The following is a 24653-nucleotide window of genomic DNA, read 5'->3' as shown; positions in this document are numbered from 1 at the left end:
TACCCTAGCGCCCGGGGATTCGGTGCACACCGTGCATCGCACTCATCGCTGCCGACCCCACATCGACGACCTCAGCGAGGCCATCGCGACAATCCACGAATTGCGCACTAGCCCGATACAAGTCGGGTATGAGAACCGGGATCGGGTTCTATCTGGAAACAGTGCTCAACCGAACCCCTTCGAGGCCCGGCGGATTGGAATGCTGGCGCGAGGCCGGCCAGCTACGTCGGCCCACATCGACCTATTGATCGATCGGGCAACGCCGAGATCGACTCCAGCACACAGAAATTCAAGTGGACGTCGGGCTAACTAAGACGGCGCCGAGTGTGAACCGTACGACGCGACGCGCCGAGAAAGCGGGCGTCGTGAGATTCACTCTCGCCGCCGAAACTCCGGGCTAACGTCGATCTCGGCGAACGTCTGCCGCAAACTAGCGAGCAGGAAAGGCTAAGCGTCTAAGCGGGTGAACTCGTCGTGGCGATACAGCTCGACACATTGCGCTCGCCTGATTTTGCCACTCGTCGTTATCGGAATCGAGCCGGGCGAGACCAGAACCAGATCCGCCACGCTCAGGCCGTGCGACTTCGAAATTGCCGACGTCACTTCCCGTTTGACGACCTGTAACCTGTCAGCCAAATCCTCGTCCGTGTCAGGGCGCTTCTTGAGCTCGATGATTGCGACCAGCTTCTCAGCCCCACGGTCCGGAACCGAGATCGCCGCGCATCGACCCGGAGTGACCTCCTGGATCGTCGCCTCGATGTCGTCTGGAGAGTGGTTGCGGCCGTACACGATCAAGAGGTCTTTGATACGGCCGATGATGAACAACTCTCCGTCGAAGTAGAAGCCGGAATCACCAGTTCTGAGCCAGGGACCTTCCGGGGTACCGGCCGAAGGGTTGACAATGCGCGCCTGGAAGGTGCGCTCGGACTCGACCGGCTTCTGCCAGTAGCCGGCGCCCACGTTGGGTCCGTGCAGCCAGATCTCGCCGACCGCTCCCTCCGGGCACTCGACGCCGGTGTCGGGGTCGACGATTCGCACCGTCATTTGCCGCGGGTTGCCATAGCTCACCAACCCGGTACCGGTTCCAGGTGCGCACCGCTCCGCCTCACCCGCGGGCAGTTTCGCGGAATCGAAATACACGACTTTCGGCGGTTCGCCCGGTTCACGAGTCGCGATATAGACCGTTGCCTCGGCCATCCCATATGACGGCCGGACCGCCGCGGGATCAAGGTTGAATTTAGCGAATCGGTCGGTGAAGCGCTTCACGGTGACGGGCTGCACCCGCTCACTGCCGCTGAGGACATGCAGCACTTCCCCGAGATCGAAACCGTTCATATCGTCGTCGGACGTCTTGCGCGCTACCAGGTCAAACGCGAAATTTGGCGCCGCCGTGAACACCCGGCCACTACTCGCCATCAATTGCATCCATCGGGCCGGTCTCTGCAAAAACCCAGCCGGACTCGTCAGGACCACGGGAATGCCCGCAAGAATGGGAATGATAATTCCAACAAAGAAACCCATATCGTGATAAAACGGCAGCCAGGACACCACACCGCTGCCGGGCGGGGGAACCTTCCCGTACTTCCCGTAGTAGCCGTCCATGATCTGTCCGAAATTGACGAACAAATTCTTATTCGAGACCACAACCCCGGCCGGCGTGCGAGTGGACCCCGAGGTGTACTGCAAATACAGCGCATCCGGCACCTCCGCGCTGCGAGAGCCCGGCCGGACCGAGGAAGCCGGCCGAGAGTCCAGGTCCAGTAGATCGATTTCGACAACTGCGGGCGCAGATTGTCCGGGTTGCGGCTTCGCGTACCCGGAGACATGGTCGCTCACCGAGGACGTCGTCAAGATGACCGACGGTGACGTATCAGCCAGGACGGAAGTGGTGCGCTCGTCATGAACGCCGGAATAGGGAACCGAAAGCGGAACGGCGGTCAGCCCGGCCTCGAGCGCCCCGAGGAAACCAGCGATGTAGTCAAGGGTCTGCGGCGCAAGTATCACTGCCCGATCGCCAGGCGATCCGCATTGCCTGAGGCGCTGCCCTACGTTGAGCATGCGCCGGTGCAGCTGCGCCCACGTCAGCGTTTCCGGGACACCTTCCCAATCCTGCTCGTAATCAATGAATGTCATCGCTGTGTCGTTGGGCTGCAAGCTCGCACGCTCGCGCAGCACAGCGGGAATCGAAGACTCAACCACGGGCCTCACACTACCTCGGATGCGCTTGGCTAGTGCCGAATCTGCTCGTCACAGGGGTAACACGCGGATTATCCGCCGCCGGGCCGGCCGCGCTGGGCCCACCGGCTCGGCGCCCCGGTAGCGCTCAGGCCATAATTTCTGCCACCCCCATGGCTCTCGGTTTGTATGCAACACGCCGGCGGCCCGCCGCGGTGTTGGGCGCATTTATGGCGCATATATATAGTCGTCAAGCGGGTGCTCTGGAGGCGAGCCGAGCAAAGCGCCCGCATACTGCTTTTTGCGGACATCCGGGGCCACTCTTAAGCCGTCGACCTGCCCTTTCGCCCTTATTCGACAGATTTTTTTGTACGTACGCACAGTTTTCCCACATTGGTGAAGCTGAGGGGCTACGCTGCTGTTCACCTGACTAGTTGGGTCGGATGCGATCAGGGGGATCATGGCGCGGTGCACGATGCGCCGGCACCGACAGCCCGGATCGACATTCGATGAAGTCTCCTTGAGACAGGGGGAAAAGAAGAGGTGACGGCGGTGATCGAACCAGGTGTGACTCCGGTGGCTGTGATCGGGATGGCATGCCGGCTTCCCGGAGGAGTCGACTCCCCGAAAAAGCTGTGGGAGGCGTTGTTACGAGGAGACGACACAGTCACCGAGGTTCCCGCTGACCGCTGGGACGCTGACGAATACTACGACCCCGAGCCCGGCGTGCCCGGCCGGACCGTCTGCAAGTGGGGTTCGTTCCTCGACAACGTCGGCGACTTCGATCCCGAGTTCTTCGGGATCACCGAAAAAGAGGCAACGGCGATCGACCCGCAACACCGCTTGCTTCTGGAAACCGCATGGGAGGCCATGGAACACGCCGGTCTGACACCGGAAAAGATGGCCGAGTCCCTCACCGGCGTCTTCGTCGGTCTCAATCACGGCGACTACCAGTTTGTGCACATCGACGCGGAGGCCTTCGACGGGCCGTACGGCAACACCGGAACCAATTCCTGCTTTGCGTCGGGACGGATTTCCTATGCTCTGCGGTTGCACGGGCCCGCGGTCACGGTGGACACCGCATGCTCGTCCAGCTTGTTCGCAACCCACCTGGCCTGCCGCAGCCTCAGCGACGGCGAAAGCGATCTGGCCTTCGCGGCCGGTGTCTACGTGATGATGGAGCCGCGCAGGTTCGCCTCGGCGTCGGCGCAGAATATGTTGTCGCCCACCGGACATTGCCACGCATTCGACGCTGCGGCGGACGGGTTCGTGTCCGGCGAGGGCTCGGTGGTGCTGTTGCTCAAGCGGTTGCCGGACGCACTGCGCGACGGCGATCGGGTCCTGGCCGTCGTGCGCGGAACGGCAGCCAACCAGGACGGCCACACGGTCAGCATCGCGACACCGTCGGTGCAGGCCCAGTCCATGGTGTATCGCGCGGCGCTGGCCGCGGCGGGAGTGGAGCCGGGCAGCGTCGGGTTGGTGGAGGCGCACGGCACCGGCACCCCCGTCGGCGACCCCATCGAATACGAGAGTCTGGCCGAGGTGTACGGCATCGACCGGCCCTGCGCGCTGACATCGGCAAAGCCCAATTTCGGACACACCCAAGCGGCGGCCGGGGCGCTCGGGCTGATGAAGGCAATTCTCGCCCTGCAGCACGGTGTGATTCCGCGGAACCTGCACTTCACCTGCCTGCCGGACGATATGGCCCGAATCAGCACCAAACTCTTTGTGCCACAGGAGATCACGCCGTGGCCTACGAACGGTGAGCAGGTACGACGGGCGGCGGTATCGTCGTACGGAATATCCGGGACGAACGTGCACGCCATCGTCGAGCAGGCGCCCGAAATCACTGCTCACGACGACGTACCGACCACCCCGACTGAAGGCGAGCTGATCTTCCCGCTCTCGGCGACGTCAGCCGACGCATTGCGGCAGACGGCCGGGCGGCTCGCGGACTGGGTCGATGCGCAGGGCCCGGCATGGTCGGTGTCGGACCTGGCCTACACCCTGGCCCGGCGGCGCACTCATCGCCCGGTGCGGACGTCGGTGCTAGCCAACAACGCGGCGGAACTTTCCGTGGCGTTACGCGAGATTGCCGGCGACGAGACTCCCTACCAAGCCGCCGTCGGGCAGGACGACCTGGGCCCGGTTTGGGTGTTCTCCGGCCAAGGCTCGCAGTGGGCGGCGATGGGCGCCGACCTGCTCGCCAACGAACCCGTATTCGCCGCAACCATAGCGGAACTGGAGCCGCTGATCGCCCGGGAGTCCGGGTTCTCGGTGACCGAAGCTATGACCGCACCGGAGACCGTGACCGGGATCGACAGGGTACAGCCGACTCTGTTCGCTATGCAGGTGGCGCTGGCCGCCACCATGAAGTCCTACGGGGTTCGCCCCGGCGCGGTCATCGGGCACTCCCTCGGAGAATCGGCGGCGGCCGTCGCGGCGGGCGCGCTGTCACTTCAAGACGGGGCGAAGGTCATCTGTCGCCGTTCCCGGCTGATGACCCGCATCTCCGGTTCCGGAGCCATGGCATCGGTGGAACTGCCTGCCCAGCAAGTGCTTTCGGAACTGATGGCCCGCGGCGTCAACGACGTCGTGGTCGCGGTCGTGGCTTCGCCGCAGTCCACGGTGATCGGCGGCGCCACCGAGGCCGTTCGCGAGCTCGTCGCGGCATGGGAGCAGCGCGAGGTGATGGCCCGTGAGGTGGCCGTCGACGTCGCGTCGCACTCGCCGCAAGTGGACCCGATCCTCGACGATCTGTACGAGATTCTGGCCGACCTCGAGCCGCTGGCACCGGAGGTGCCCTACTATTCCGCGACGCTGTTCGACCCCCGCGAGGAGCCGTACTGCGACGCCAACTACTGGGTGGACAATCTGCGCCACACGGTGCGCTTCGGCGCGGCGGTGCAAGCGGCGCTCGAGGACGGCTACCGGGTCTTCGCCGAATTGGCGCCGCATCCACTGCTGACCCGTGCCGTCGAAAAGACTGCCGAGAGCCTCGACATACCGGTGGCGGCATTGGCCGGCATGCGGCGCGAACAGCCGCTGCCGCACGGGCTGCGCGGCCTGCTGGCGGATCTGCATAGCGCCGGAGCCGCGGTGGACTTCTCCGTTTTCTACCCCGCCGGGCAGCTGGTGGAAGCGCCGCTGCCGACGTGGACGCACCGATCGTTGCTGTTGAACCGCGCCGGGCACGACCACCAGGGCCAAGGCGGCTCGTCGGTGGTCGTGCACCCGCTGCTGGGCTCACATGTGCGGCTGCCGGAGGAGCCGGAGCGGCACGTGTGGCAGACCGATGTCGGCACCGAGGCACTGCCCTGGTTGGCTGATCACCAAATCCACAGTGCCCCAGCGCTTCCGGGCGCTGCGTATTGCGAGATGGCGTTGGCGGCAGCCCGCACCATCCTCGGCGAGGTATCCGAAGTCCGCGACATGCGCTTCGAGCAGATGCTGCTGCTGGACGAAGAAACCCCGTTGTCGGTGGTCGGATCGGTGAAATCGCCCGGGGTCGTCGACTTCGTGGTGGAGACCTTCCAGGAGGGCGGGTCGATCCGGCGCGGCGCGGCGGTGCTGCACGTCGCCGAAGACGAGGACCAGCCACCCGCCTACGATGTCCCCGGCTTGTTGGCCAGCCACCTGCGCACCGAGGAGGGGACCGAGCTACGGGAACGGTTCGACGAGCACGGCGTGCAATACGGTCCCGCCTTCACCGGACTGGGCGCCGCGCACATTGCGGACGGGGCCGTCAGCACGGTGCTGGCCGAGGTCTCGCTGCCCGGCGCGATGCGGTCACAGCAGCGGGCTTATGCGATCCACCCCGCCCTGTTGGATGCCTGTTTCCAGGCTGTCGGCGCTCATCCCGACGTGCAGGTCGCGGGCAACGGCGGTTTGATGTTGCCATTGGGTGTAGGACGGATCCGTGCCTACGGCTCCACCCGTAATGCCCATTACTGCTATGCGCGGGTGACAAACGTCGACGCCGCCGGGGTTGACGCGGACCTCGACGTGCTCGACGAGCACGGGACCGTGCTGGTGGCCGTGCGTGGGTTACGGCTTGGCACAGGGGTTTCCGAGCTAGGCAACCGGGATCGCGTACTCGGCGAGCGGCTGCTGAGCATCGAATGGCAGCAGCGTGAGCTGCCCGAACTGGACTTCGCCGACGCCGGAACATGGCTGCTGGTCAGCACCACCGACGTTGCGGACCTATTGGCGACCGAGCTGACCGACTCGTTGAAGTCGCACGGCGCGCAGTGCGCAACCATGAGCTGGCCGGAACACACCGACCATGCCGGGGCCGCCGAACGGCTGCGAAACCAGCTCAATGCCGGCGGTTTTCACAATGTGGTCATCCTGACCGCGCCGGACAACGGCGACCGCGACGAGAAGAGCGCGGTCCGCGGCGTCGAGTGCGTCCGGCACCTGGTGCGCATCACTCGCGAGCTACCGGAAATCATGGGCGAGGCACCTCGCTTGCACGTGGTGACGCGTAACGCGCAGACCGTGCTCGCCGCAGACAGCCCCAACCTCGAGCAGGCCGGGCTGCGAGGTCTGCTGCGGGTCGTCGGTGCCGAGCATCCGCACCTGCACACCACCCACATCGATGTCGACGAGCACACCCAGGCCGAGCACATCGCGCGCCAACTGCTGTCCGGCTCGGAAGAAGACGAGACCGCCTGGCGCAACGACGAGTGGCACACCGCACGCTTGTCGCCCGCGCCGTTGCTTCCCGAAGAGCGCAAGACGACTGTGGTGAATCACGAATCCGCCGGCATGCGCCTGCAGATCCGTACCCCTGGTGATCTACAGACCATGGAATTCGTTGCCTTCGACCGGGTTACGCCGGGGCCCGGCGAAATCGAAGTCGCCGTCACCGCCTCCAGCATCAACTTCGCCGATGTTCTGGTCACCTTCGGTCGATACAACTCCCCGGACGGCCGGATGCCGGAGCTGGGAACCGATTTCGCGGGCGTGGTCACCGCCGTCGGGCCCGACGTCACGACGCACAAGGTGGGTGATCACGTCGGCGGCATGTCACCCCACGGCTGCTGGGCGACTTTCGTCACCTGCGACGCGAACTTGGCGACACCGATTCCGCAGGGACTGACGGACGCCCAGGCCGCGGCGGTGACCACCGCGCACGCCACCGCCTGGTACGGGCTGCATGACCTGGCCCGGATCAAAGCCGGTGACAAGGTGCTCATCCACTCCGGCACCGGCGGGGTGGGCCAGGCCGCGATCGCGATCGCCCGTGCGGCCGGTGCCGAGATCTACGCCACCGCGGGCAGCCCCAAGCGCCGGCAATTGCTGAGCGACATGGGGATTGACCACGTCTACGACTCACGCAGCATCGACTTCGCCGAGCAGATCCGCCGCGACACCGACGGCTACGGCGTCGACATCGTGCTCAACTCGCTGACCGGTGCGGCGCAGCGAGCCGGGCTGGAATTGCTTTCGTGGGGTGGGCGTTTCGTCGAGATCGGCAAGCGTGACATCTACGGCGACACCAAGATGGGCCTCTTCCCGTTCCGGCGCAACCTGTCCTTCTACGGTGTCGACCTGGGGATGATGTCGCTCACTCATCCGCAGTACATCCGCGAGCTGTTGAGCACCGTGTACCGGCTGACCGCCGACGGCACGCTGCCGATGCCTGAGAGCACCCATTATCCGTTGGCCGATGCTGCCACCGCGATCCGGGTGATGGGTGCCGCCGACCACACCGGCAAGCTCATCCTCGACATCCCGCGTGCCGGGAGCAGCAGTGTGGTGTTGCCGCCCCAGCAGGTACCCGTCTTCCGTGGCGACGGCTCCTACATCATCACCGGTGGCCTGGGTGGCCTGGGGCTCTTCCTGGCCGAGAAGATGGCCACCGCCGGCGCCGGGCGAATCGTACTCAGCTCCCGGTCCGCTCCCAGCCAAAAGGCCTTGGAGACAATCGAACTCATCCGCTCGATCGGATCCGATGTCGTGGTGGAGTGCGCCGATATCGCCCAGGCCGGCGCCGCGGAGCGGCTGGTGGCCAATGCCACGGCCACCGGACTCCCGTTGCGCGGTGTGCTCCACGCGGCTGCCGTGGTCGAGGACGCCACACTGACCAACATCAGCGACGAGTTACTCGACCGGGACTGGGCGCCCAAGGTGTACGGCGCCTGGCATCTGCACCAGGCCACCGTCGGTCAGCCACTGGACTGGTTCTGCTCGTTCTCGTCAGCGGCGGCGATGCTGGGCTCGCCGGGCCAGGGCGCCTATGCCGCGGCCAACAGCTGGTTGGATGCCTTCACACATTGGCGACAGTTGCAAGGTCTGCCAGCCACCTCGATCGCCTGGGGTGCCTGGGCCGAGATCGGGCGCGCCATCGCGCTGGCGGAGAGCACCGACGCCGCGATCGCCCCGGAGGAGGGTGCCTACGCGTTCGAGGCGATGCTCCGCCACGACCGCGCCTACACCGGCTACTCCCCGACCGTCGGGGTGCCGTGGCTGGCCGCTTTCGCGGAGCGGAGCAAGTTCGCCGAGGCATTCAAGGCATCGGAGCAAGGACGCTCGGGTTCAAGCAAATTCCGCAACGAGCTGGCTTCGGTGCCGGTGGACGAATGGCCGGGCCTGCTGCGGCGCCTGGTCTCCGAGCAGGTCAGCCTGATCCTGCGGCGCACCATCGATCCGGACCGTCAACTCTCCGAGTACGGACTCGACTCGCTGGGCAACCTGGAACTGCGCACCCGCGTCCAGTCCGAAACGGGGATACGGATCAGCTCCACCGACATCACCACGGTGCGGGGTTTGGCCGATCACCTGTTCAACCAGTTGGCTCCGGAAGAAGCCACCACGTCTTCGTGACGTCGCCGAGAAGAGCTGCGGCCCAGGGTAGTTCGTCCTTGCGAGGTGGCTGAGTAATGCGAATCTTGCCGGAATCGAAAAGCGTCACCGAGTACTACGGCCACAAACGGCCGGGAATGCTGAAGTTCGTCCCGGCTGATGCGCAACGCGTGCTCGAACTCGGCTGCGGCCAGGGAGCCTTCAGCGCCCAACTCAAGAATGGCAGGGGCGCGGAGGTCTGGGGCATCGAGTACAACGAGGAAGCGGCCCGGCGCGCCGGCGACGTCCTTGACCATGTCCTGGCCGGGGACGCGAATGAGCGGATCGCCGAGCTGCCTGACGGCTACTTCGACGCGATCGTCTGTAACGACGTCTTGGAGCATCTGGTCAATCCACTCGAGACACTGACGCAGCTGCGGGGCAAACTCAAGCCTCAAGGCGTCGTTGTCGCGTCGATCCCCAACATCCGCTACCTGCCCGCGCTGGGCAAGGTGGTGTTCCGAAGAGACTTCCCGCAGGAGGACTTTGGCATCTTCGACCGCACCCACTTGCGTTTCTTCACGCGCAGCAGCATCGTGCGGATGTTCGAGGACGCGGGCTACGCCGTCCAGCGCATCAAAGGTATCAACCCTTTCCTGGGGCCCTTTGGTGCGCTGTTCATCGTGTTGAGCGGGGGGTACTTCGCCGACGGGGTGTTTCTGCAGTACGCGTGCGTGGCTACACCGGCAGGGTGAAGGCCGGAATGCACGAGCGCCCATGGTCACATAGGCCTCGCAAGTACGGGCAGCACAGGTACCGCACCGACGTTGTGGCGGTCTTGTTGGGAATACCGGCAGGTAAGACGCTGGCACCGGTGCTCGGTGAGGTGTGACGGTGCTCCGCCGGTTTGGTGATTTGATATCGGCGGGCCGGCGGCGGGGTGAGGCCGACTTCCAGGCTTCGCCTGCCTACCATGCCGCGTTCACGCGTCAGTCCAGCACCGCGTAGGAAATTTGCGGCGTAAAAGGAAATCTCCTGATACGAAGATTCCTGATGCCGGCCGACTCCAGTACGGCAAGGGTCTCGCCGGGCCAATATTTCTGGTTGAGTTCGTCGAAGGCGAGTACGGCGCCTTTGGGCATTCTGGGCAGGAAAGTCCTGATCGCCGCCAAAGTCGGTTCGAACAGATCAAAGTCGAGGTAGAGAAGCGCGACCACCGTGTGCTGATTGTCTTCCAAGTAGGCAGGGATCGTCTGTTGGGCGTCCCCCTTGACGAGTTCCACGCGGTCGATATGCCCCAGCGGGCGATTGAGATCGTACAGCGACACAGCGTGCCGAATGTCGTCCTCGATGCCTTGAACCGCCAAGCCACCGACCTTGGCAAATGACAGAGTTGCGTCCGCGGCTGTCGCATCCTGATCGGCAAGGCTGGGAAAGCCGGCGAAGGTGTCGAACCCCACGATTCGTCGTGTGTGATTGTAGGGCTCGTAGATCGCCGAGAGCTGCGCCCACGTCATCAAGCCGCCCCCCATGAAGACGCCACACTCGATGATATGGCCGTGAACGTCCACGATTTGCTTGAAAATCTCGTTCTTCGCCAGGAACGTCGCCATTGTCTGCCGCGGAACAAACTTCGCGAAGTTCTTCAGTTTGGCGAGTATGTCACCTTCGCCGGCGCTAAAGAATTCCTGAACCTTAGTAGCGTATTGCTCGTCCGCGGAAGTTTGTGTGCGCGCGTCGAGCATCGAAAAACGGTTATCCATTACTCACCTTTTCCGGACTGAATTTCGGGAGCAGCGGCGCACGCAAGTGTGCGGCGCAGCCCGTCACTTAGGGTGGTCGTCGGCCGCCAGCCGAATTCCGTCTCCGTCGCTGACCAATCAAGGAAGACGTTCGCGATGTCGTCATCGATGCTGGTCTCCTCGATCGCCGCATGGCACCCGAGGATCTCGGCCATTTCGTTGATGATTTCGCGCGGTTCATGGGAGAAATCGCCACCCAGATGGTAGATCGGAGCGTTTCCTTTCTTTTCGATGATGCAGGCAAGCCCCTCGATGGCGTCATCAATGTAGAGAAGTTGCAGACTAGGTAACCCGTTGCGATAGCGGTGGGTCACGATCGGCCGCCCTTCTTTCAGGCGCCGATACGCGAACCATATCAAGCGCGGCCGCAAGCTTTGCGGACCGAAAGTCGGTGAGATTCGAACGATGGTGGAATTGACTTCACCGTTGGCCCGCGCATTTTGAACGAGGACCTCTTCGAGAAATTTTGTTTCGCCGTATACCCCCCGAGGACGCATCGTTGTGTTGACGTCAGCAATCATCGAGCTCGACCTGTAGGCCGAGAACACCACTGCGCCTGAGGGCAGGACAAGGTGAATTCCGAGCGATTTGCAGACGTCGAGAATCCCGCGCAGCATAGTCAAGCTGTGACCCATAGCGTCGTTGTTGGTGTAGATCCGCGGGTAGGCGAGATGAATGATCTTTCCTATCTCGTTGTCGCGGCAATAGCGGTCAAGGTGGACCACGGGACCCAGCAGGTCCACCGTGGCGCGGTCGGGTGCAACGACACGATGCGAATCAGCGAGGCGGTCGCGCAGCGCGGCACCCAGAAAGCCGCTGCTGCCGGTGATGAGTATGCCGTCCTGGCGGACCGACGCGGGAGACTTCCGCAGTGCCGCGCGCAGCGAGTCGACCATCTCAAGCTTGACCGCCTGCTCTCCCGTGGTCGCGATGACTTGAGCCACCGCCACATCGAATTCCAGGCCGCGCCATTCGGCTAAAATGCCGGCTGCGATCGTGTTGCTGCGAGAAACGCCGAAATCACAGACGACCACGACGGAGCCGCCATTCTCGAGTTCCGCCACGCCCTCGCGGATCTTGTCGAGCAGATCGTCAGCCGAGTTGCCGCGCTTGTCGACCATGGCTCTCGTATCGACCACGTGGAACGGGCAGTCGCGCGCGATGCTGTCACCCGGCGCGGTTCCCAGTCGGCCTTCGACGATCCATCGGATCATTTCACGACCTGCCAGAGCGGAACGGCGACCTCGCTCAGGGTTCGCAAATACCATCCCGGAGTGATGCCGAGTGCGCCCCGCGGCGCGAGGCCGAGGAGGTGTCGGACGTACCAATCGACCTCGTTGAAACCGGCGAGTGTCCTCAGGTAAGTGCTGGCCGAGAACCGGGCATTGATTTCGAAGGGAACGAACGTGCCGTCGGCGGCGACGCGCCCCTGGATGTTCAAGGGGCCGGTGCTGCCGAGGCGCCGGGCGATCAGTTCGGCGGTCTCGCAGATGGCTGGGAAATCTTCGATCAGACCCTGGCTATATCCGCTCGAGATGAGGAAGTCCGGGCCGCGCATAGAGACGGAAAGTTTGCTGTGAAACGCGCGCTTGAGGGCTATCGCCCCCGCGCAGCTGCCGTCGGGCAACGAAAGAACGCCGACCGTGAACTCGCCTCTGTCCTCCGGCAGGTATTCCTGAAGTATCGGGGTCCGGCCATTGTTGTGTAGGTAGGTGCAGTACAGGCGTGCTTCCTCGCGGCTCCTGACAAAGAACACAAACACGCTGCCGCCGCTCGCCACCGCCGGCTTCACGATGCACGGCATCGGGAAGTCGCCTATGTCGGTCCCCGGGTCCATCGTTCGGGTCCGCGGCGTTCTGACACCGGCACTCTCAAGGATCTCGAAGCAGTGACCTTTGTGGGCAAGGCGCTCGGTGAGCTGCGGGTTGTTTTGCCCGAGCCGTATCCCGGCGCGGGTGAACAGCTCGTGGTCTCTGCCGATGAGGATCGCGGGCTCGTCGCCGCCCGGGATGATGCAATCGACCTGCTCGCGGAGGCAAAGGTCGAGCAGATTTTGGGCATAGCCCTCGCGATCGACGAGGAAGGTCGAGGCGAAACGCTCGTCATAGTGCCCGAAAGCGAGCGGGGAGATGTCGCATCCCAGGATGTCATAGCCTCCGGCATGGTTGAGGGCCTTGGCGATCTCGGTCCCAAGCGAGGCGCCCGCGATTCCGGCAATAAGCACCCGCGGACTCTTCTCATGCAACGCAAATCTCCCGGACAACTTGCACGACTCGGCGCTGCTCGATTTCGGTGATGTCATGGAAACTGGGAACATTGATTGCACGGTCTGAAATATTGCCGGCCCATTTGCCTCCAGGCGATCCTGCAAACGGAGGGGTCGTGGATAGCGGATGAAAGAAAACCCGGGCATCAATATTTTCGGCCGCGAATGTAGCAGTAAGACGCTCGGTCGTTACCCCGGTCGACTCTTCGAATACAACAGTCGGCATCCAGAATCCATTTTGGGTCCCCGTCGGCTCAGAGTTCATCGATACCCCCGGCACGCCGGCCAACCCACCCTGGTAAGCCCGAAATATCTCCCGCTTTCGTGAAATCAGGTCATCGATACGCTCCACCTGTGCGCAACCGATGGCTGCCTGGATGTTCGACATTTTGTACTTGAAGCCCACCACATCCGGCCAGAACTGCTTGGTCTGGCTGCGCGCGCGGCCGTGGTTGCTCAGCGTAAGAACTTCCTCGTACAGGTTGTCGTCATTGGTGACGAACATGCCGCCCTCACCGGTGGTGATCGTCTTGGTGCCGTGAAATGAAAAGGTCCCAAAGCACCCCATGGCACCGGCACGCTTTCCGTGGTAAATCGAACCAATGGCCTCCGCTGCGTCCTCGATTACCGGGATACCGTGCTTCTGCCCTACTGCCAGGAGACGGTCCATCTCGCAAAGATTGCCATACAAGTGCACGGCGACAATGGCCTTGGTGCGCGGAGTGATTGCGGCTTCGGCCAGCTCCGGGTCGATGCACCAACTCTCCGGCACGATGTCGACAAATATGGGTTTCGCCCCGAGGTGAACGATGGGCGCGGCCGTGGCGATCCAGTTGGTGTCGGCCATGATGACCTCGTCGCCCGGGCCGATTCCGAGCGCAGCCATGCCCATGTGCAGCGCACCGGTGCAACTCGACGTCGCGATCGCGTGCTTGACCCCGAGATGTGCCTTGAAGGCGCTTTCGAAGCGCTGGATGTATTCGTAGCAACGCTCGCCCCAGCCGTTGGCGGCGGCATCGGCGGCGTAGCGCACCTCGAGCTCGGTGATCGACGGCTTGGTGTAAGCGATGCGGGGCTTCACAGGAAGCTCAATTCGGGTACCGCAGTCACGAAACGTGTGCCGCTGTGGACAAGGTCAGCCAACTGGGTCCGCACCTCATGGGCGATGTTCCAGGGCAAAATGATCACGTCGTCTGGAGGATTCTCGCGCAGCACCGCAGGCGAACGGATGGGAATGTGGCTTCCTGGCATGAATTTTCCCTGCTTGGACTGCGCGGCATCACAAACGTACGGAAGTAAGTCGGGCCTGACACCTGCGTAGTTCAACAAGGTGTTACCTTTCGCCGCGGCACCGTAGGCCGCCACGCGCCGGCCGGCACGTTTTTGTTCGATGAGGAAGGCCAAGAGGTCATCCTTCACCCGATCCGCACGCGACTGGAAGGCCGTGTAGGTGTCGGGCCGGGTCAATCCGAACTCGTCCTCCCGCCTGAGCAGCGAACCCACGCGGTCCGTGGTGGAGTTCGCTGCCCCAGCATGACAGCCATACACTCGCAGGCTGCCGCCGTGGGTAGGCAATTCTTCCACGTCCCACACACGCAAGCCGGCCTGGGCAAAGATATGCGCCACAGTCGTGAGCGACAGGTACGAGAAGTGCTCGTGATAGATGGTGTCGAACTGAGTCCGGTCGATCAACGGCATCAGATGGGGAAATTCCAGCGTGACGCTGCCTTCGGGCTTGAGTACGGCGGCCAGTCCACGGGTGAAGTCGTTGATGTCGGGCACGTGAGCGTACACATTGTTACCCGCGACCAGATCCGCCGACCGTCCTTCACTGGCCAGTCGATGTCCCAAGGATTCCCCGAAGAATTCCCGCCTGACTGGGATTCCCTGTGCTTCGGCGGCAGCCGCCGTGCTCGTCGTCGGCTCGATGCCTAGGCATGGGATCCCCGCTGCCACGAAGTTCTTTAGTAGGTAGCCATCGTTTGAGGCCACCTCGATGACAAAGCTCTGGGACCCCAGTTGTAGCCGTTCGGTGATCATGTCCGCGTAACTGGCGGCGTGCTCAAGCCACGTGCTCGAGGTGCTGGAGAAGTAGGCGTAGTCGGCGCTGAACAGTTCCTCAGGGCGTGCGTAGTCCTCGGTCTGCACCAACCAACACCGGTGGCACACCAGCACACGCAGCGGGTAGTGCACCTCCGGGTGACGCAGGTCCTCGGCATGCAGGTAGGCGTTGGACGGTGGCGCAAAGCCCAGGTCCACGAAACTGTGTTCCACGGGTGCCCCGCAGTGCCGGCATTTCATGGCGCGACCCCGGTGAAATCAGCATCCAGTAGCCGATGGGCCAGATCACGAGGCGATAGATCTCGCGGCGGCAATGGCCACGCGATGGCAAGCCGCGGATCATCATGGCGCAGGCCGCCCTCGGAAGGCGGGTGATAGAAAGCCGTGTGGAGGTACAGCAATTCGCTGTCCGGCTCCAAGACCTGGAACCCGTGGGCGAAGCCCTCGGGGATGACGAGCATCTGCGCGTCGTCTGGCGCCAGTTCCTGGGCGTGCCACCGAAGAAACGTCGGAGAGCCGGACCGCAGGTCCACCGCGACGTCCCAAACCCGGCCACTAAGGCAGCGGACCATTTTCATTTCCGCATGCGGCGGATACTGAAAATGCATCCCCCGCACGGCCCCTGCATGGCTGGTTCTGGAGTGGTTGATCTGCGCGATCTGGCGGTGGCCCAGCAGAGACTGAAGGTCGTTGGCGCAAAAGAGGCGGACGAACGCTCCGCGGGCATCACGGTGGGGCAGGGTCTGAACAACCTTGAGATCGGAGATCGGGGTGTCGAGGATATTCATGCGGTAGCCCACGTCAGCTCTGAAGTGACTGCATCGGCGATGTAGGCGTCCAGTTGGTCGGCGCTTCGCACTTCACCAAATTCGAGCCAATGGCGATACCAGTCGGCCGTGTGGTGGATCGCTTTTTCAAGATCCCAGACGGGACGCCACCCGAGATGCATTCTCGCCCTGGCACTGTCGAGTTGCAGCAAGCCCGCCTCGTGCGGCTGCGGATCGGTTGTCTGTTGCCACCGAAGCTTCGGCCAGGTGCGAGCAAGGTCTCGGAGCACCTGCTCTACCGTACGGTTACCTTTCTCATCGGGGCCGAAATTCCAAGCATCAGCGCAACTGTCGTCGCCCGCCAGCAGCCGCCGGCCCAGTAGTAGGTACCCGCTGAGGCAATCGAGTACGTGTTGCCAAGGGCGCGTGGCGTGTGGCGAGCGAATGACCAGTGGCTCGTCGGCGACGACGGATCGCACCAAGTCGGGAATCAGCCGGTCCTCAGACCAGTCGCCACCACCAATCACGTTGCCGCCCCGAGCGGTTGCGATCAGCGAGGCCGACGAGTGTTGCAGAAAGGCAGTCCGGTAGCTCGCCGCCGCCAACTCGGCCCCGGCCTTGGACGCGCTGTAGGGGTCGTGGCCGCCCAGCCGATCTCTTTCTCGGTAGGCCCACGGCCATTCGCGATTCTCATAACACTTGTCGGTCGTCACGACCACCACGGCACGCACATCTGGCGTGGCTCGGGCAGCCTCGAGTACATGCACCGTGCCCATCACGTTGGTCGCCCAAGTGGCGACAGGCTCGCGGTAGGACCGGCGGACCAACGGCTGGGCAGCCAAGTGGAACACGATCTCCGGCCCTTCCGCGGCGAAAATCCCACGGACTGCGGCTTCATCACGAATGTCGACGCGATGATCGTTGATCGACAGCTTCAACAGGTCCCAATGGTTGGGCTTCGACGATGGGTCCAAAGCCAGCCCGGTCACCTCAGCACCCAGGGCATGCAGCCATAGGCACAACCAGCTGCCCTTGAATCCCGTGTGGCCGGTGACGAGGACCCGGCGCCCGCGATAAGCAGTTCTGAATGCGTTCAATGCCAGCATTTCCACGGCGCTTTGCCGCTACTCCACAGTTCTTCGAGCAGGTTCTTCTCTCGAAGGGTGTCCATCGGTTGCCAGAAGCCGGAATGCTCGAAGGCCATCATTTCGCCGTCGGCAGCCAGACGCGCCAAGGGGGGCCCTTCCCATGCGACGTGATCGCCGTCAATGTAATCGAGTACTGCGGGAGACAGGACGAAAAATCCGCCGTTGATGAGGCCGCCATCGCCGCGTGGTTTTTCGGCGAAGCCCGTGACTCGGTCGCCCTCGCACTCGATGGCGCCATAGCGCCCCGGCGGAAGCACCGCCGTAACCGTGGCGTGACGCCCATGCTGACGGTGGAATTCAACGCTCGCGCCGATATCCACATCGCTGAGTCCGTCACCGTAGGTGAAGCAAAACGCCTCATCGTCCTGGATATAGGTAGTCACGCGCTTCAGGCGCCCACCCGTCATGGTTTCGTCGCCAGTGTCAACCAGCGTCACCCGCCACGGTTCTGCGTGGTGCCGATGGACTTCCATCTTGTTGAGTGACATATCGAAAGTCACGTCCGACATATGCAGGAAATAGTTGGCGAAATACTCCTTGATGACGTAACCCTTATAGCCACAGCAAACGACAAAATCACGAATACCGTGATGCGAGTAGAGTTTCATGATGTGCCACAGGATGGGTCGCCCGCCGATCTCCACCATAGGTTTGGGGCGGATCGTGGTTTCCTCACTCAGGCGAGTACCGAGGCCCCCGGCCAGTATTACGGCTTTCATTGGACTCGCTTATGTTAGGAATGATGCCAAACCGACCAATTTCTTGGCCGATCTGTTAATTGAGAGCAACTAAATCTACCTTCCAATATGACAGTCGTGTACGCCAATATATCGGCAGTAGAGTTTGAATACTTGTCCCGGTAAGCTGACGAATGAGAAAGAAAGACCCCCAACGGTTGGATACTTCGCGCCCTCGCACTCCAGGTCGCCTTCGAGCGCATGAGTCTACTCTTGCTGACCGGCACTGGGACCGTAATCAGGCGGGCCGCGCGCCGTGTACTCGGGCCATCTCCACTCCGACGGCCCGGAACCGCGAGGCAGAACCACAATTGGCATCACTTTCCGGCTTATCCATCGGTACAGTCACTTCACTGGAGCCGTATGTTGGGGAGGCGACGCGTGACTGGTGACCGTCAGTTGGGCCGTGTGGATTCGGTCAGCGTTGTGATCCCGGTCTACAACGGAGCTGCGACTTTGCCTGGCGTGGTGAAGGAGCTTGCGCAGCTGCGTTCGACTCAGCAAACGCGGGACGGTCGTGAGTTCCGCGTCGACGAGGTGCTCCTGGTGTGGGACCGGGGCATTCGCGGTAGCGAAGAAGTCGTTCGAGAGTTGGCCGGCCACGACGAATGGGTGCGCCCGGTGTGGCTGTCTCGCAACTTCGGACAACATCCGGCCACACTTGCGGGGATGACCTCATCGGGTGGGGACTGGATCGTCACGATGGACGAGGACGGGCAGCACGACCCGGGTTATATCGGTGACTTGCTTGACACGGCCTACCGGGACCGCACCCAGCTCGTGTATGCCTCGCCGAGGAATCGACCGCCGCATGGGGTGTTGCGCAACACGGCGTCTCGGATAACAAAGTGGTTGTTTGTGCACGTCTTGGTGTCGTCTGACGGGCCCAGTGCATTCAACAGTTACCGATTGATCCTCGGTGAGGCCGGACGAAGTGTCGCTGCCTACGCCGGCGCGGGCGTGTTTTTGGATGTCGCTCTTTCTTGGGTTGTCGCCAACCCGTCGACCTGTCCGGTGATGATGCGCCAAGAAGGACGGCCTGCAAGCGCCTATACCCTGCGTCGCCTGGTGTCGCATTTTTGGCGGCTCGTCATCTCTTCGGGTACCCGGCCGCTGCGTTTCGTGTCAATGATGGGCATTTTGTTCGCCCTTCTCGGTTTTGGTGTGGCGATCTACAGCATGATCCAGAAGTTGGTCGGCGGTATCACCGTGCAAGGGTGGACATCGGTGTTCGTGGCGGTGCTGGTCGTCGGCGGGGCCACCTTGTTCGCCCTGGGGATCATCGCCGAATACATCGCCGCTTCAGCCACTATGGCAATGGGCAAGCCTGTGTACGTCATCGTGCGAGATCCCGGTGACACCTTCGACAATCCGGCGGACTGACCGTGCTTACCTGGATCGTGGGTCGCGGCGGACTTCTCGGAAGCGCCGTGTCGCGGGCGATGGGTCCGACGTTCATGCATCTTTCGGTGCCGTGGGAGGACCACGATGCGGCGGTCGAGGTGCTCGATGCCGATCTCAAGCGATTCATCCGAACGGCCCAAAACGACGATTGGTCGATTGTCTGGGCCGCCGGCAGCGGCGTCGTCGGTTCCACGGCCGACAAACTCGCCGCGGAGACGCGCATCATGTCGCATTTCGTCACGAGGCTGCGGGACATGCAGCCGGCCGGTAAGGGCGCGTTCTTCCTCTCCTCCTCAGCAGGCGGCGTCTATGCCGGGTCGACTCAACCCCCGTTCAGTGAGTCGACGAAGCCACGGCCGCTGAGTCCCTACGGCGAGACAAAGCTCGCTCAGGAGGAGATCCTGCGGATGACGCTTCAAGGCTGCGTCCCGCTCGTCATCGGGCGGTTCTCAAACCTCGCCGGGCCCGGTCAGAATCTTGCGAAACAGCAGGGTCTGGTCAGTCAGCTATGTCGAGCCGCCGTCACGCGACAATCGTTGAACGTTTTCGTGCCGATGGAGACACTGCGCGACTACTTGTACGTCGATGATGCCGCTGCGATGGTGTGCGCGCTGGTGGAGACTGTGGTGCGCGACCAGCCGTCGGAGCCGGTGCTGCGCAATATCTCATCTCAACGACCCGTGTCCGTCTGTACCGTCCTGCGGACCGTACAGCAGGTCGCACATCGCTCCGTCCGGATCGCACTCGGGACCAGCCCGTCCTCGCGCTATCACGTTCGGGACCTGAGGCTTTGCACAGACTTTCCGCGCGAATTCCAGAGCGTGGCAATCACGCCGTTCCCCGTGACAGTCAAGCGCGTGTACGAGGCAGTGCTAAGGCAACAAGCAATGTGCTAGTAGGCCAAGCCGACTGCCGAAGACTCTGTAAGTACCTACCGGTGTTCGAGCCGCGCTGACTGCCACATTCGCTCCCCCGGTACCGGGGACACGTCGCCTCCGAAGTGTATGGGCAACGGAAGGGCAGAAGTTCGCCTCCTCAGCGCTCACGGACGATATGCCATTTCGGTTCCACCCAAGGGCGTTAACCCGTCTTGCTGGCATCGTGCTGGCTGTCTGCGGCAGGGGGCGCGGGGTGCATCCGCCGCCCAAGCCAGCGGTACACCACGTGGCGCCCGAGGGCGTTCATACGCGCTCGCGCGCTGCCGACGGCCAGGTACCTCTGCCCGAGCAGCCCGGGGTGCTCAGCTGCCAACGCGCGAAAGAACCCGATCACCTCGCCGGCCTGGGACTGTATCTGCGTTCCAACACTCGCCTGAGCACCGCTGATTCGAAATGCCCAGAGTGGCCGGGGTACTGCGACAAGGCTGCCATTGCTATGAAGTAGCACCGCACAGTAAGTCGCCAGATCCATGAGAAAGGGGAAGCGAACGTCCCATCCACCGGCGTCAACAAAGGCCCCGCGCCTGAACAAGGCCGATGGCGGTTCGCCGAAAATGTTGGTGCCAGCGAGCACGCTGCGCCGGATAGCGTCAGGGCCGGCGATTTCACCGCGGAGCCCGGCCAATCCGCGGTTGCGAAGCACGATCCTGCCCGTGGCGTCGATAACATCTCTGGAACTGACGGCGACCACCGCTGAAGGGTGAGCTGCCAGCTCCTCCACCTGCACCTCGAGGTTGTCCGGATACAGCACGTCATCGGCACAGACTGCCTTGATGAATTCGCCAGTGGCCAGGTCGGTCACGGTCTTGAAGTTCACCGTTGGTCCAACGTTGGAAGCATGTCGGATCAAGCGGACCCGGGGGTCGACGGCGTAACGCTGCAGTGCCTCCCAGGTGCCGTCGGTGGACATATTGTCCGAAACCAGCAGTTCGAAGTCACGGAATGTCTGCGCCAAAAGCGACTGCATCGTTGCATCGATCGTCGCGATGCCGTTGTACACCGGCACGACCACCGACACCGATGGCGTCACGACGCTGTCTCCCGCTGCCCGGCGGGTCGGCATTCGGTCGAATCACGGCGGAACGAAGAGCCCCGAAGAGTGGACCAGCTGTACGTGGCCGTCGCGGTGACGATGACCAGTTGTGACAGCGAGATGAAAACCGGCGGCAAATCCTCCACCGCCGGCAACGCCGGGGCAAGGACCGCGGTCATGGGCAGCAATTTAGTTCCTAACTTACTCGGGCGCTAGGCTTCTCACATATCGCCCAGCATGTCCACGATTGTGGTCCAACATAGTACGAATATGTGTCTACACCGCAAACATCGCTTACTAATAATGGAGAGCGAGTCATGATCACTTTGAACCCTGTGAGCGTGGCGGCGGCGGTGAAAGCCCGAGTGGGGCGACCTGTGCTGCTCAACCTGCGCCCGCCGCGCGACCGACGCGCCGACAAAGCGGGCCGCTGCGTGGTCTGCGGCGCCGATACCAGGTTTACCTTCAATTCCTGGACCATCCCGGACGACGTGCACGCCTTTTGGGCCGATCCCACCGTGTCGCGGGCCAATATCTTGCGCGAGAGCATGTTCTGCCGGCTCTGCTGCAGCAACCTGAGAGTGCGGCGGATCGCCGAAATCCTCATCGCTCTCTACGGTCCGCCCGGGTGCGGGTCGTTCGCTGAACTCATCGAGGATTCGGCGTTTCGCGCTCTGGACGTCGCCGAAGTAAACACGATCGGCTCACTCGGCTCGCTGCATGCCTTGTTGCGCCGACTACCGCGGCTTTCGTTCTCCGCCTACCGGGGGCCGGAGCGCCTGGGCGAGATGATTGACGGCGTCCGTAACGAAGATATGTGTCGCTTTACCTACCCCGATGCATCCTTCGACCTCGTCCTGTCGTCTGACACTCTGGAGCATGTCCCCGACTTCCGAACCGCACTGGCCGAGACGCGGCGAGTGCTACGGCCTGGCGGACGTCATGTCTTCACGGTGCCGGTCGTCTGGACGCGTGCGACTACGGAAGCACGGGCCCGCGTTGGCGATGGCGGCGAGATCGTGCACCTGATGCCGCCCCTCTACCACGGTAGGGGTAGCGGGGCTTACCGGTTCATTCCGGTGGGGGCCGATTTGCTGGCGTTCACCGAATTCGGCCGCGACATAGTCGATTACGTGCGCGAGGCGGGTTTCGAGCCCGAGGTCTACGAAGTCGCCGACGACGGCACCGGCGCCCAGACCGTCTTCGCTGGGCGCGTCCCCGGGTGACCGGATTCCTTGAAGTCGAGTGCTGGGGTACTTCGCATGTTTGGCTGTGAGGAGCGCTCCGACAAAAAGGTGAGGGATGGAATGACACAGCTGGGGATAACCGTCTGGCTTACGCGATTGCATGGCATGAATGATCGACTGGGAAGGGCGTATGCATGTCGACGCCGACGCGCCTAGGGTGAGCCGGGAACACTCGCCCCCATTCGAATGCGCCAATTGACTGAATTCGACTTGCCGCCCGAATCGGCGCCGCCGGGGCCGTTGATCCGGCTTGTCCGTGACCAGCGTGTGGCTTTCCTAGTGGTCGGAGGAGTCAACACCGTCGTCGGGTTCGGTATCTTCGTCGCCTGCTCGCAGACCGTAGGCCACCTAGTCGACCGCCGGTTCGGCACGGTCGCCGGGTCGCTGGTGACGGTCGGCATCTCTCACGTACTGAGCGTGCTGTTCGCATTCCTGATGCATCGTCGGTTGGTGTTCCGCGTTCGCGGCCACGTACTGCGTGACCTCGTGCGGTTCGAGAGTGTCTACCTCACCACGTTTGGCCTCAACGCCGTCGCCCTGACTGTGCTGGTGGAGCTGGGCCTGCACCGCATCCCGGCGCAAGCGATCATCTTTGTGCCCATCCTGGTGCTCAACTACGTTGGCCACCGGTACTTCTCCTTCCGGCGCGGCGGCGCCGACGTCCACGTCGTCGACGTTCAAGACGAGACGTCGCGCACGTAAAGTCGTGCCCGTTACAGCCATTGCCAATCTCGTAGAACGAGAGGTCGGTTCACTTGCCATCCCCCGGCGATACGGCGGCCCGTATGGGTTCGCCCACGGCCGAACTGGTGGCAGGGACATTCTCCTGGGCGCCGGCAGCCGGTCTTCGCGCGTAAGAAATGATGATCACCGCGCACGCGATCAACCACAAGAGCGGAACCAACTCTGCCGTGGTGTGCACAATCGGTGTGTAGCCGACGATCCCGACAACGCCCAGCTGGCCTGCGAGCGGCGACATCATCGGCGGGCCGGGCAGCGGGATGCGGACAATGGAGAGGGCCGCGGCGAGGCTCACGCAGATGCCGATCGCGCGGCGGCGGTCACCCCGGGTCGCGAACCCGTCGAAAATCCCGGACTCCGGCCGCCCGTCCGGGTCGCGGACCACCAGCGCCGCGATCGGTAGGGCGAACACCAGGTAGTAGTTGAATACCAGGCCGGGAAACAGACAAGCGGTGGTCAGCAGCGCGATGCCCCCCATGACCGGGGAGATGCGTCGCCCGAGGGCCAGCACGGAGACAACGACCAACAAGAGCAGGACATACCCGATCAGCGATCGGGTGGCATCAAAAAAGCCATTCGATACATAGCCCCACTGCGGGTCGTAGAGCTTGTCCGGAATGAAGAAAATTCCTCTTGCGAAAGACACGTTATACGGCCCTACGAGCGTGTCGACCGAACTGCTGTAATTGAGGAGACTGCGGGCCGACTGCGCGATGGTTTCCGGAAAGTCGCGCGGCCACAACAGATATGGAACAAAGTTGGAGATCACAACCCCGATGGCGGCGATGCCACCCATCCGCCATTGTCGGGCCGCGAACAACGCCACAGCGAGTAGTACGAACTGTGGTTTCAGCAGCGCGGCCAGAACCACCATGATCGCCACCAGTCCCCATCGTTGCCGGCGCAGCGCCACCAGAAAAACCAGCCCGACCGGCGCTATGAATCCCACCGAGTTGCCTCGATCGATCACCCCCCACACCGGAATGGCCAGGGCGCCCAACGCCACAAAGACGACCACGCGCTCCAGACCGCGAGCACCGCGCGCCGCCCAGACCGCGGGGGTAAAGACTGCACCCGTCAAGAGGAGCTGGTAGCCCCAGAACCCTAGCCGCGGGGCATGCAGCCATTTGCCGAGAACCCCGAACAGCATTTGCGGCAGCATCCCCGCCGGCGGATAGCCGGCCCCTCCCCCCGCCTCGTAGTTGTTCCAGGGTAAGCGCAGCGGGTAGGGCGCCCAGGGATTGGGCCGCATCCCGAAGCCCAAGGTCATTCCGTAATCGCTGAAGCAGTGCGTGCCCATTTGCCTGCCCCAGTCAAGCCAGCAGTCCTTGGCGGCCATAAAGAGAGAGGTAAACACGTCGACGGAGTAGTACTGGGCGAGAACGAAGCCAGCTGCCGCCGATAACGCCGACCCCAGCAATACGGTGCCGAGCAGGAGCGTGCGTTCGGATTCGCGGCCGACCGCAAGAGCTTGTTCTCGAGTCGCGATGACCGCGCCCCGCAGTACCTCGACAAGTCGACTCACGCGCACTCCCCTCGGTTCCG

General features: G+C 63.0%; 18 protein-coding genes. 6 read left to right on the top strand and 12 right to left on the bottom strand.

From position 1 onward, the window contains the following. Nucleotides 1-447: 447 nt before the first annotated feature. The gene (locus MKAN_RS26240; protein WP_036395390.1) at nucleotides 448-2199 is read right to left on the bottom strand and encodes an AMP-binding protein; all 1752 of its coding nucleotides are present in this window, start codon (nucleotides 2197-2199) and stop codon (nucleotides 448-450) included. 567 nt (nucleotides 2200-2766) lie between these two features. Here MKAN_RS26240 and pks2 point away from each other — a divergent pair. After that, entirely contained in the window at nucleotides 2767-9006 is a 6240-nt protein-coding gene (pks2, locus tag MKAN_RS26235; protein WP_042314046.1) for a sulfolipid-1 biosynthesis phthioceranic/hydroxyphthioceranic acid synthase, read from the top strand. A 56-nt stretch (nucleotides 9007-9062) separates the two neighbouring features. After that, entirely contained in the window at nucleotides 9063-9719 is a 657-nt protein-coding gene (locus tag MKAN_RS26230; RefSeq protein ID WP_023373468.1) for a class I SAM-dependent methyltransferase, read from the top strand. Nucleotides 9720-9953: 234 nt separating this feature from the next. Here MKAN_RS26230 and MKAN_RS26225 read toward each other — a convergent pair whose 3' ends face one another. From MKAN_RS26225 to rfbF, 8 genes are read right to left on the bottom strand one after another with little or no spacing between them, the layout of a single operon-like run. Next, nucleotides 9954-10727: a TylF/MycF/NovP-related O-methyltransferase gene (locus tag MKAN_RS26225; RefSeq protein ID WP_023373466.1), complete on the bottom strand. Its 774-nt coding sequence runs from the start codon at nucleotides 10725-10727 to the stop codon at nucleotides 9954-9956. Continuing rightward, a complete protein-coding gene (locus MKAN_RS26220; RefSeq protein WP_023373464.1) occupies nucleotides 10727-11980 on the bottom strand; it encodes an NAD-dependent epimerase/dehydratase family protein in 1254 nt (417 codons plus the stop codon). The genes MKAN_RS26225 and MKAN_RS26220 overlap by 1 nt, the downstream gene beginning before the upstream one ends. Next, nucleotides 11977-13011, bottom strand: a complete 1035-nt coding sequence (locus tag MKAN_RS26215) for an ATP-grasp domain-containing protein (RefSeq protein ID WP_023373462.1) — start codon at nucleotides 13009-13011, stop codon at nucleotides 11977-11979. The genes MKAN_RS26220 and MKAN_RS26215 overlap by 4 nt, the downstream gene beginning before the upstream one ends. Then, a complete protein-coding gene (locus MKAN_RS26210; RefSeq protein WP_023373460.1) occupies nucleotides 13004-14113 on the bottom strand; it encodes a DegT/DnrJ/EryC1/StrS family aminotransferase in 1110 nt (369 codons plus the stop codon). Before MKAN_RS26210 ends, MKAN_RS26215 begins: the two co-directional genes overlap by 8 nt. Continuing rightward, nucleotides 14110-15306 carry a class I SAM-dependent methyltransferase gene (locus tag MKAN_RS26205; RefSeq protein WP_232336029.1) on the bottom strand — a complete coding sequence of 399 codons (1197 nt, stop codon included), beginning with the start codon at nucleotides 15304-15306 and terminating at the stop codon, nucleotides 14110-14112. The genes MKAN_RS26210 and MKAN_RS26205 overlap by 4 nt, the downstream gene beginning before the upstream one ends. A 23-nt stretch (nucleotides 15307-15329) precedes the next feature. Beyond that, on the bottom strand, nucleotides 15330-15881 hold the full coding sequence (locus MKAN_RS26200) for a dTDP-4-dehydrorhamnose 3,5-epimerase family protein (protein ID WP_036395423.1): 552 nt from the start codon (nucleotides 15879-15881) through the stop codon (nucleotides 15330-15332). After that, nucleotides 15878-16966 carry a CDP-glucose 4,6-dehydratase gene (gene rfbG / locus MKAN_RS26195; RefSeq protein ID WP_023373454.1) on the bottom strand — a complete coding sequence of 363 codons (1089 nt, stop codon included), beginning with the start codon at nucleotides 16964-16966 and terminating at the stop codon, nucleotides 15878-15880. Before rfbG ends, MKAN_RS26200 begins: the two co-directional genes overlap by 4 nt. Next, nucleotides 16954-17727 (bottom strand): glucose-1-phosphate cytidylyltransferase, encoded by a 774-nt coding sequence (gene rfbF, locus MKAN_RS26190; protein WP_023373452.1) that lies wholly within the window; start codon nucleotides 17725-17727, stop codon nucleotides 16954-16956. The genes rfbG and rfbF overlap by 13 nt, the downstream gene beginning before the upstream one ends. 399 nt (nucleotides 17728-18126) lie before the next feature. Here rfbF and MKAN_RS26185 point away from each other — a divergent pair, with 399 nt between their 5' ends. Both MKAN_RS26185 and MKAN_RS26180 read left to right on the top strand, forming a co-directional pair. Further along, nucleotides 18127-19128 carry a glycosyltransferase gene (locus MKAN_RS26185; protein ID WP_023373450.1) on the top strand — a complete coding sequence of 334 codons (1002 nt, stop codon included), beginning with the start codon at nucleotides 18127-18129 and terminating at the stop codon, nucleotides 19126-19128. Nucleotides 19129-19175: 47 nt separating this feature from the next. Then, nucleotides 19176-20045 (top strand): NAD-dependent epimerase/dehydratase family protein, encoded by an 870-nt coding sequence (locus tag MKAN_RS26180; RefSeq protein WP_129111746.1) that lies wholly within the window; start codon nucleotides 19176-19178, stop codon nucleotides 20043-20045. A gap of 184 nt (nucleotides 20046-20229) precedes the next feature. Here MKAN_RS26180 and MKAN_RS26175 read toward each other — a convergent pair whose 3' ends face one another. Both MKAN_RS26175 and MKAN_RS26170 read right to left on the bottom strand, forming a co-directional pair. Beyond that, entirely contained in the window at nucleotides 20230-21105 is an 876-nt protein-coding gene (locus MKAN_RS26175) for a glycosyltransferase family 2 protein (RefSeq protein ID WP_161940155.1), read from the bottom strand. 8 nt (nucleotides 21106-21113) lie between these two features. Further along, a complete protein-coding gene (locus MKAN_RS26170; protein ID WP_023373443.1) occupies nucleotides 21114-21299 on the bottom strand; it encodes a hypothetical protein in 186 nt (61 codons plus the stop codon). 138 nt (nucleotides 21300-21437) lie between these two features. Between MKAN_RS26170 and MKAN_RS32330 the strand changes: the two genes are divergently transcribed. Together MKAN_RS32330 and MKAN_RS26160 are read left to right on the top strand one after the other, a co-directional pair. Beyond that, complete coding sequence (locus MKAN_RS32330; protein WP_023373441.1) at nucleotides 21438-22346, top strand: class I SAM-dependent methyltransferase; 909 nt, start codon at nucleotides 21438-21440, stop codon at nucleotides 22344-22346. A 216-nt stretch (nucleotides 22347-22562) separates the two neighbouring features. Further along, complete coding sequence (locus MKAN_RS26160) at nucleotides 22563-23069, top strand: GtrA family protein (protein ID WP_042314042.1); 507 nt, start codon at nucleotides 22563-22565, stop codon at nucleotides 23067-23069. Between the two features lie 49 nt (nucleotides 23070-23118). Here the strand turns inward: MKAN_RS26160 and MKAN_RS26155 are convergent, their stop codons facing one another. Further along, on the bottom strand, nucleotides 23119-24633 hold the full coding sequence (locus tag MKAN_RS26155) for a glycosyltransferase family 87 protein (protein WP_023373437.1): 1515 nt from the start codon (nucleotides 24631-24633) through the stop codon (nucleotides 23119-23121). Nucleotides 24634-24653: the final 20 nt, after the last annotated feature.

It is taken from the genome of Mycobacterium kansasii ATCC 12478, assembly GCF_000157895.3.
GTDB classification, from domain to species: Bacteria; Actinomycetota; Actinomycetes; order Mycobacteriales; family Mycobacteriaceae; genus Mycobacterium; species Mycobacterium kansasii.
The sequence above is the reverse complement of the archived record's forward strand: the minus strand, read 5'-3'. Positions and strand labels throughout refer to the sequence as shown.

Excerpts from the sequence above, each read along its gene's own strand:
- MKAN_RS26230 (WP_023373468.1), top strand. The coding sequence starts at position 9,063 with ATGCGAATCTTGCCGGAATCGAAAAGCGTCACCGAGTACTACGGCCAC.
- MKAN_RS26170 (WP_023373443.1), bottom strand. The coding sequence starts at position 21,299 with ATGACCGCGGTCCTTGCCCCGGCGTTGCCGGCGGTGGAGGATTTGCCG.
- MKAN_RS26225 (WP_023373466.1), bottom strand. The coding sequence starts at position 10,727 with ATGGATAACCGTTTTTCGATGCTCGACGCGCGCACACAAACTTCCGCG.
- rfbF (WP_023373452.1), bottom strand. The coding sequence starts at position 17,727 with ATGAAAGCCGTAATACTGGCCGGGGGCCTCGGTACTCGCCTGAGTGAG.
- MKAN_RS26220 (WP_023373464.1), bottom strand. The coding sequence starts at position 11,980 with ATGATCCGATGGATCGTCGAAGGCCGACTGGGAACCGCGCCGGGTGAC.
- MKAN_RS32330 (WP_023373441.1), top strand. The coding sequence starts at position 21,438 with ATGATCACTTTGAACCCTGTGAGCGTGGCGGCGGCGGTGAAAGCCCGA.
- rfbG (WP_023373454.1), bottom strand. The coding sequence starts at position 16,966 with ATGCTGGCATTGAACGCATTCAGAACTGCTTATCGCGGGCGCCGGGTC.
- pks2 (WP_042314046.1), top strand. The coding sequence starts at position 2,767 with ATGGCATGCCGGCTTCCCGGAGGAGTCGACTCCCCGAAAAAGCTGTGG.
- MKAN_RS26200 (WP_036395423.1), bottom strand. The coding sequence starts at position 15,881 with ATGAATATCCTCGACACCCCGATCTCCGATCTCAAGGTTGTTCAGACC.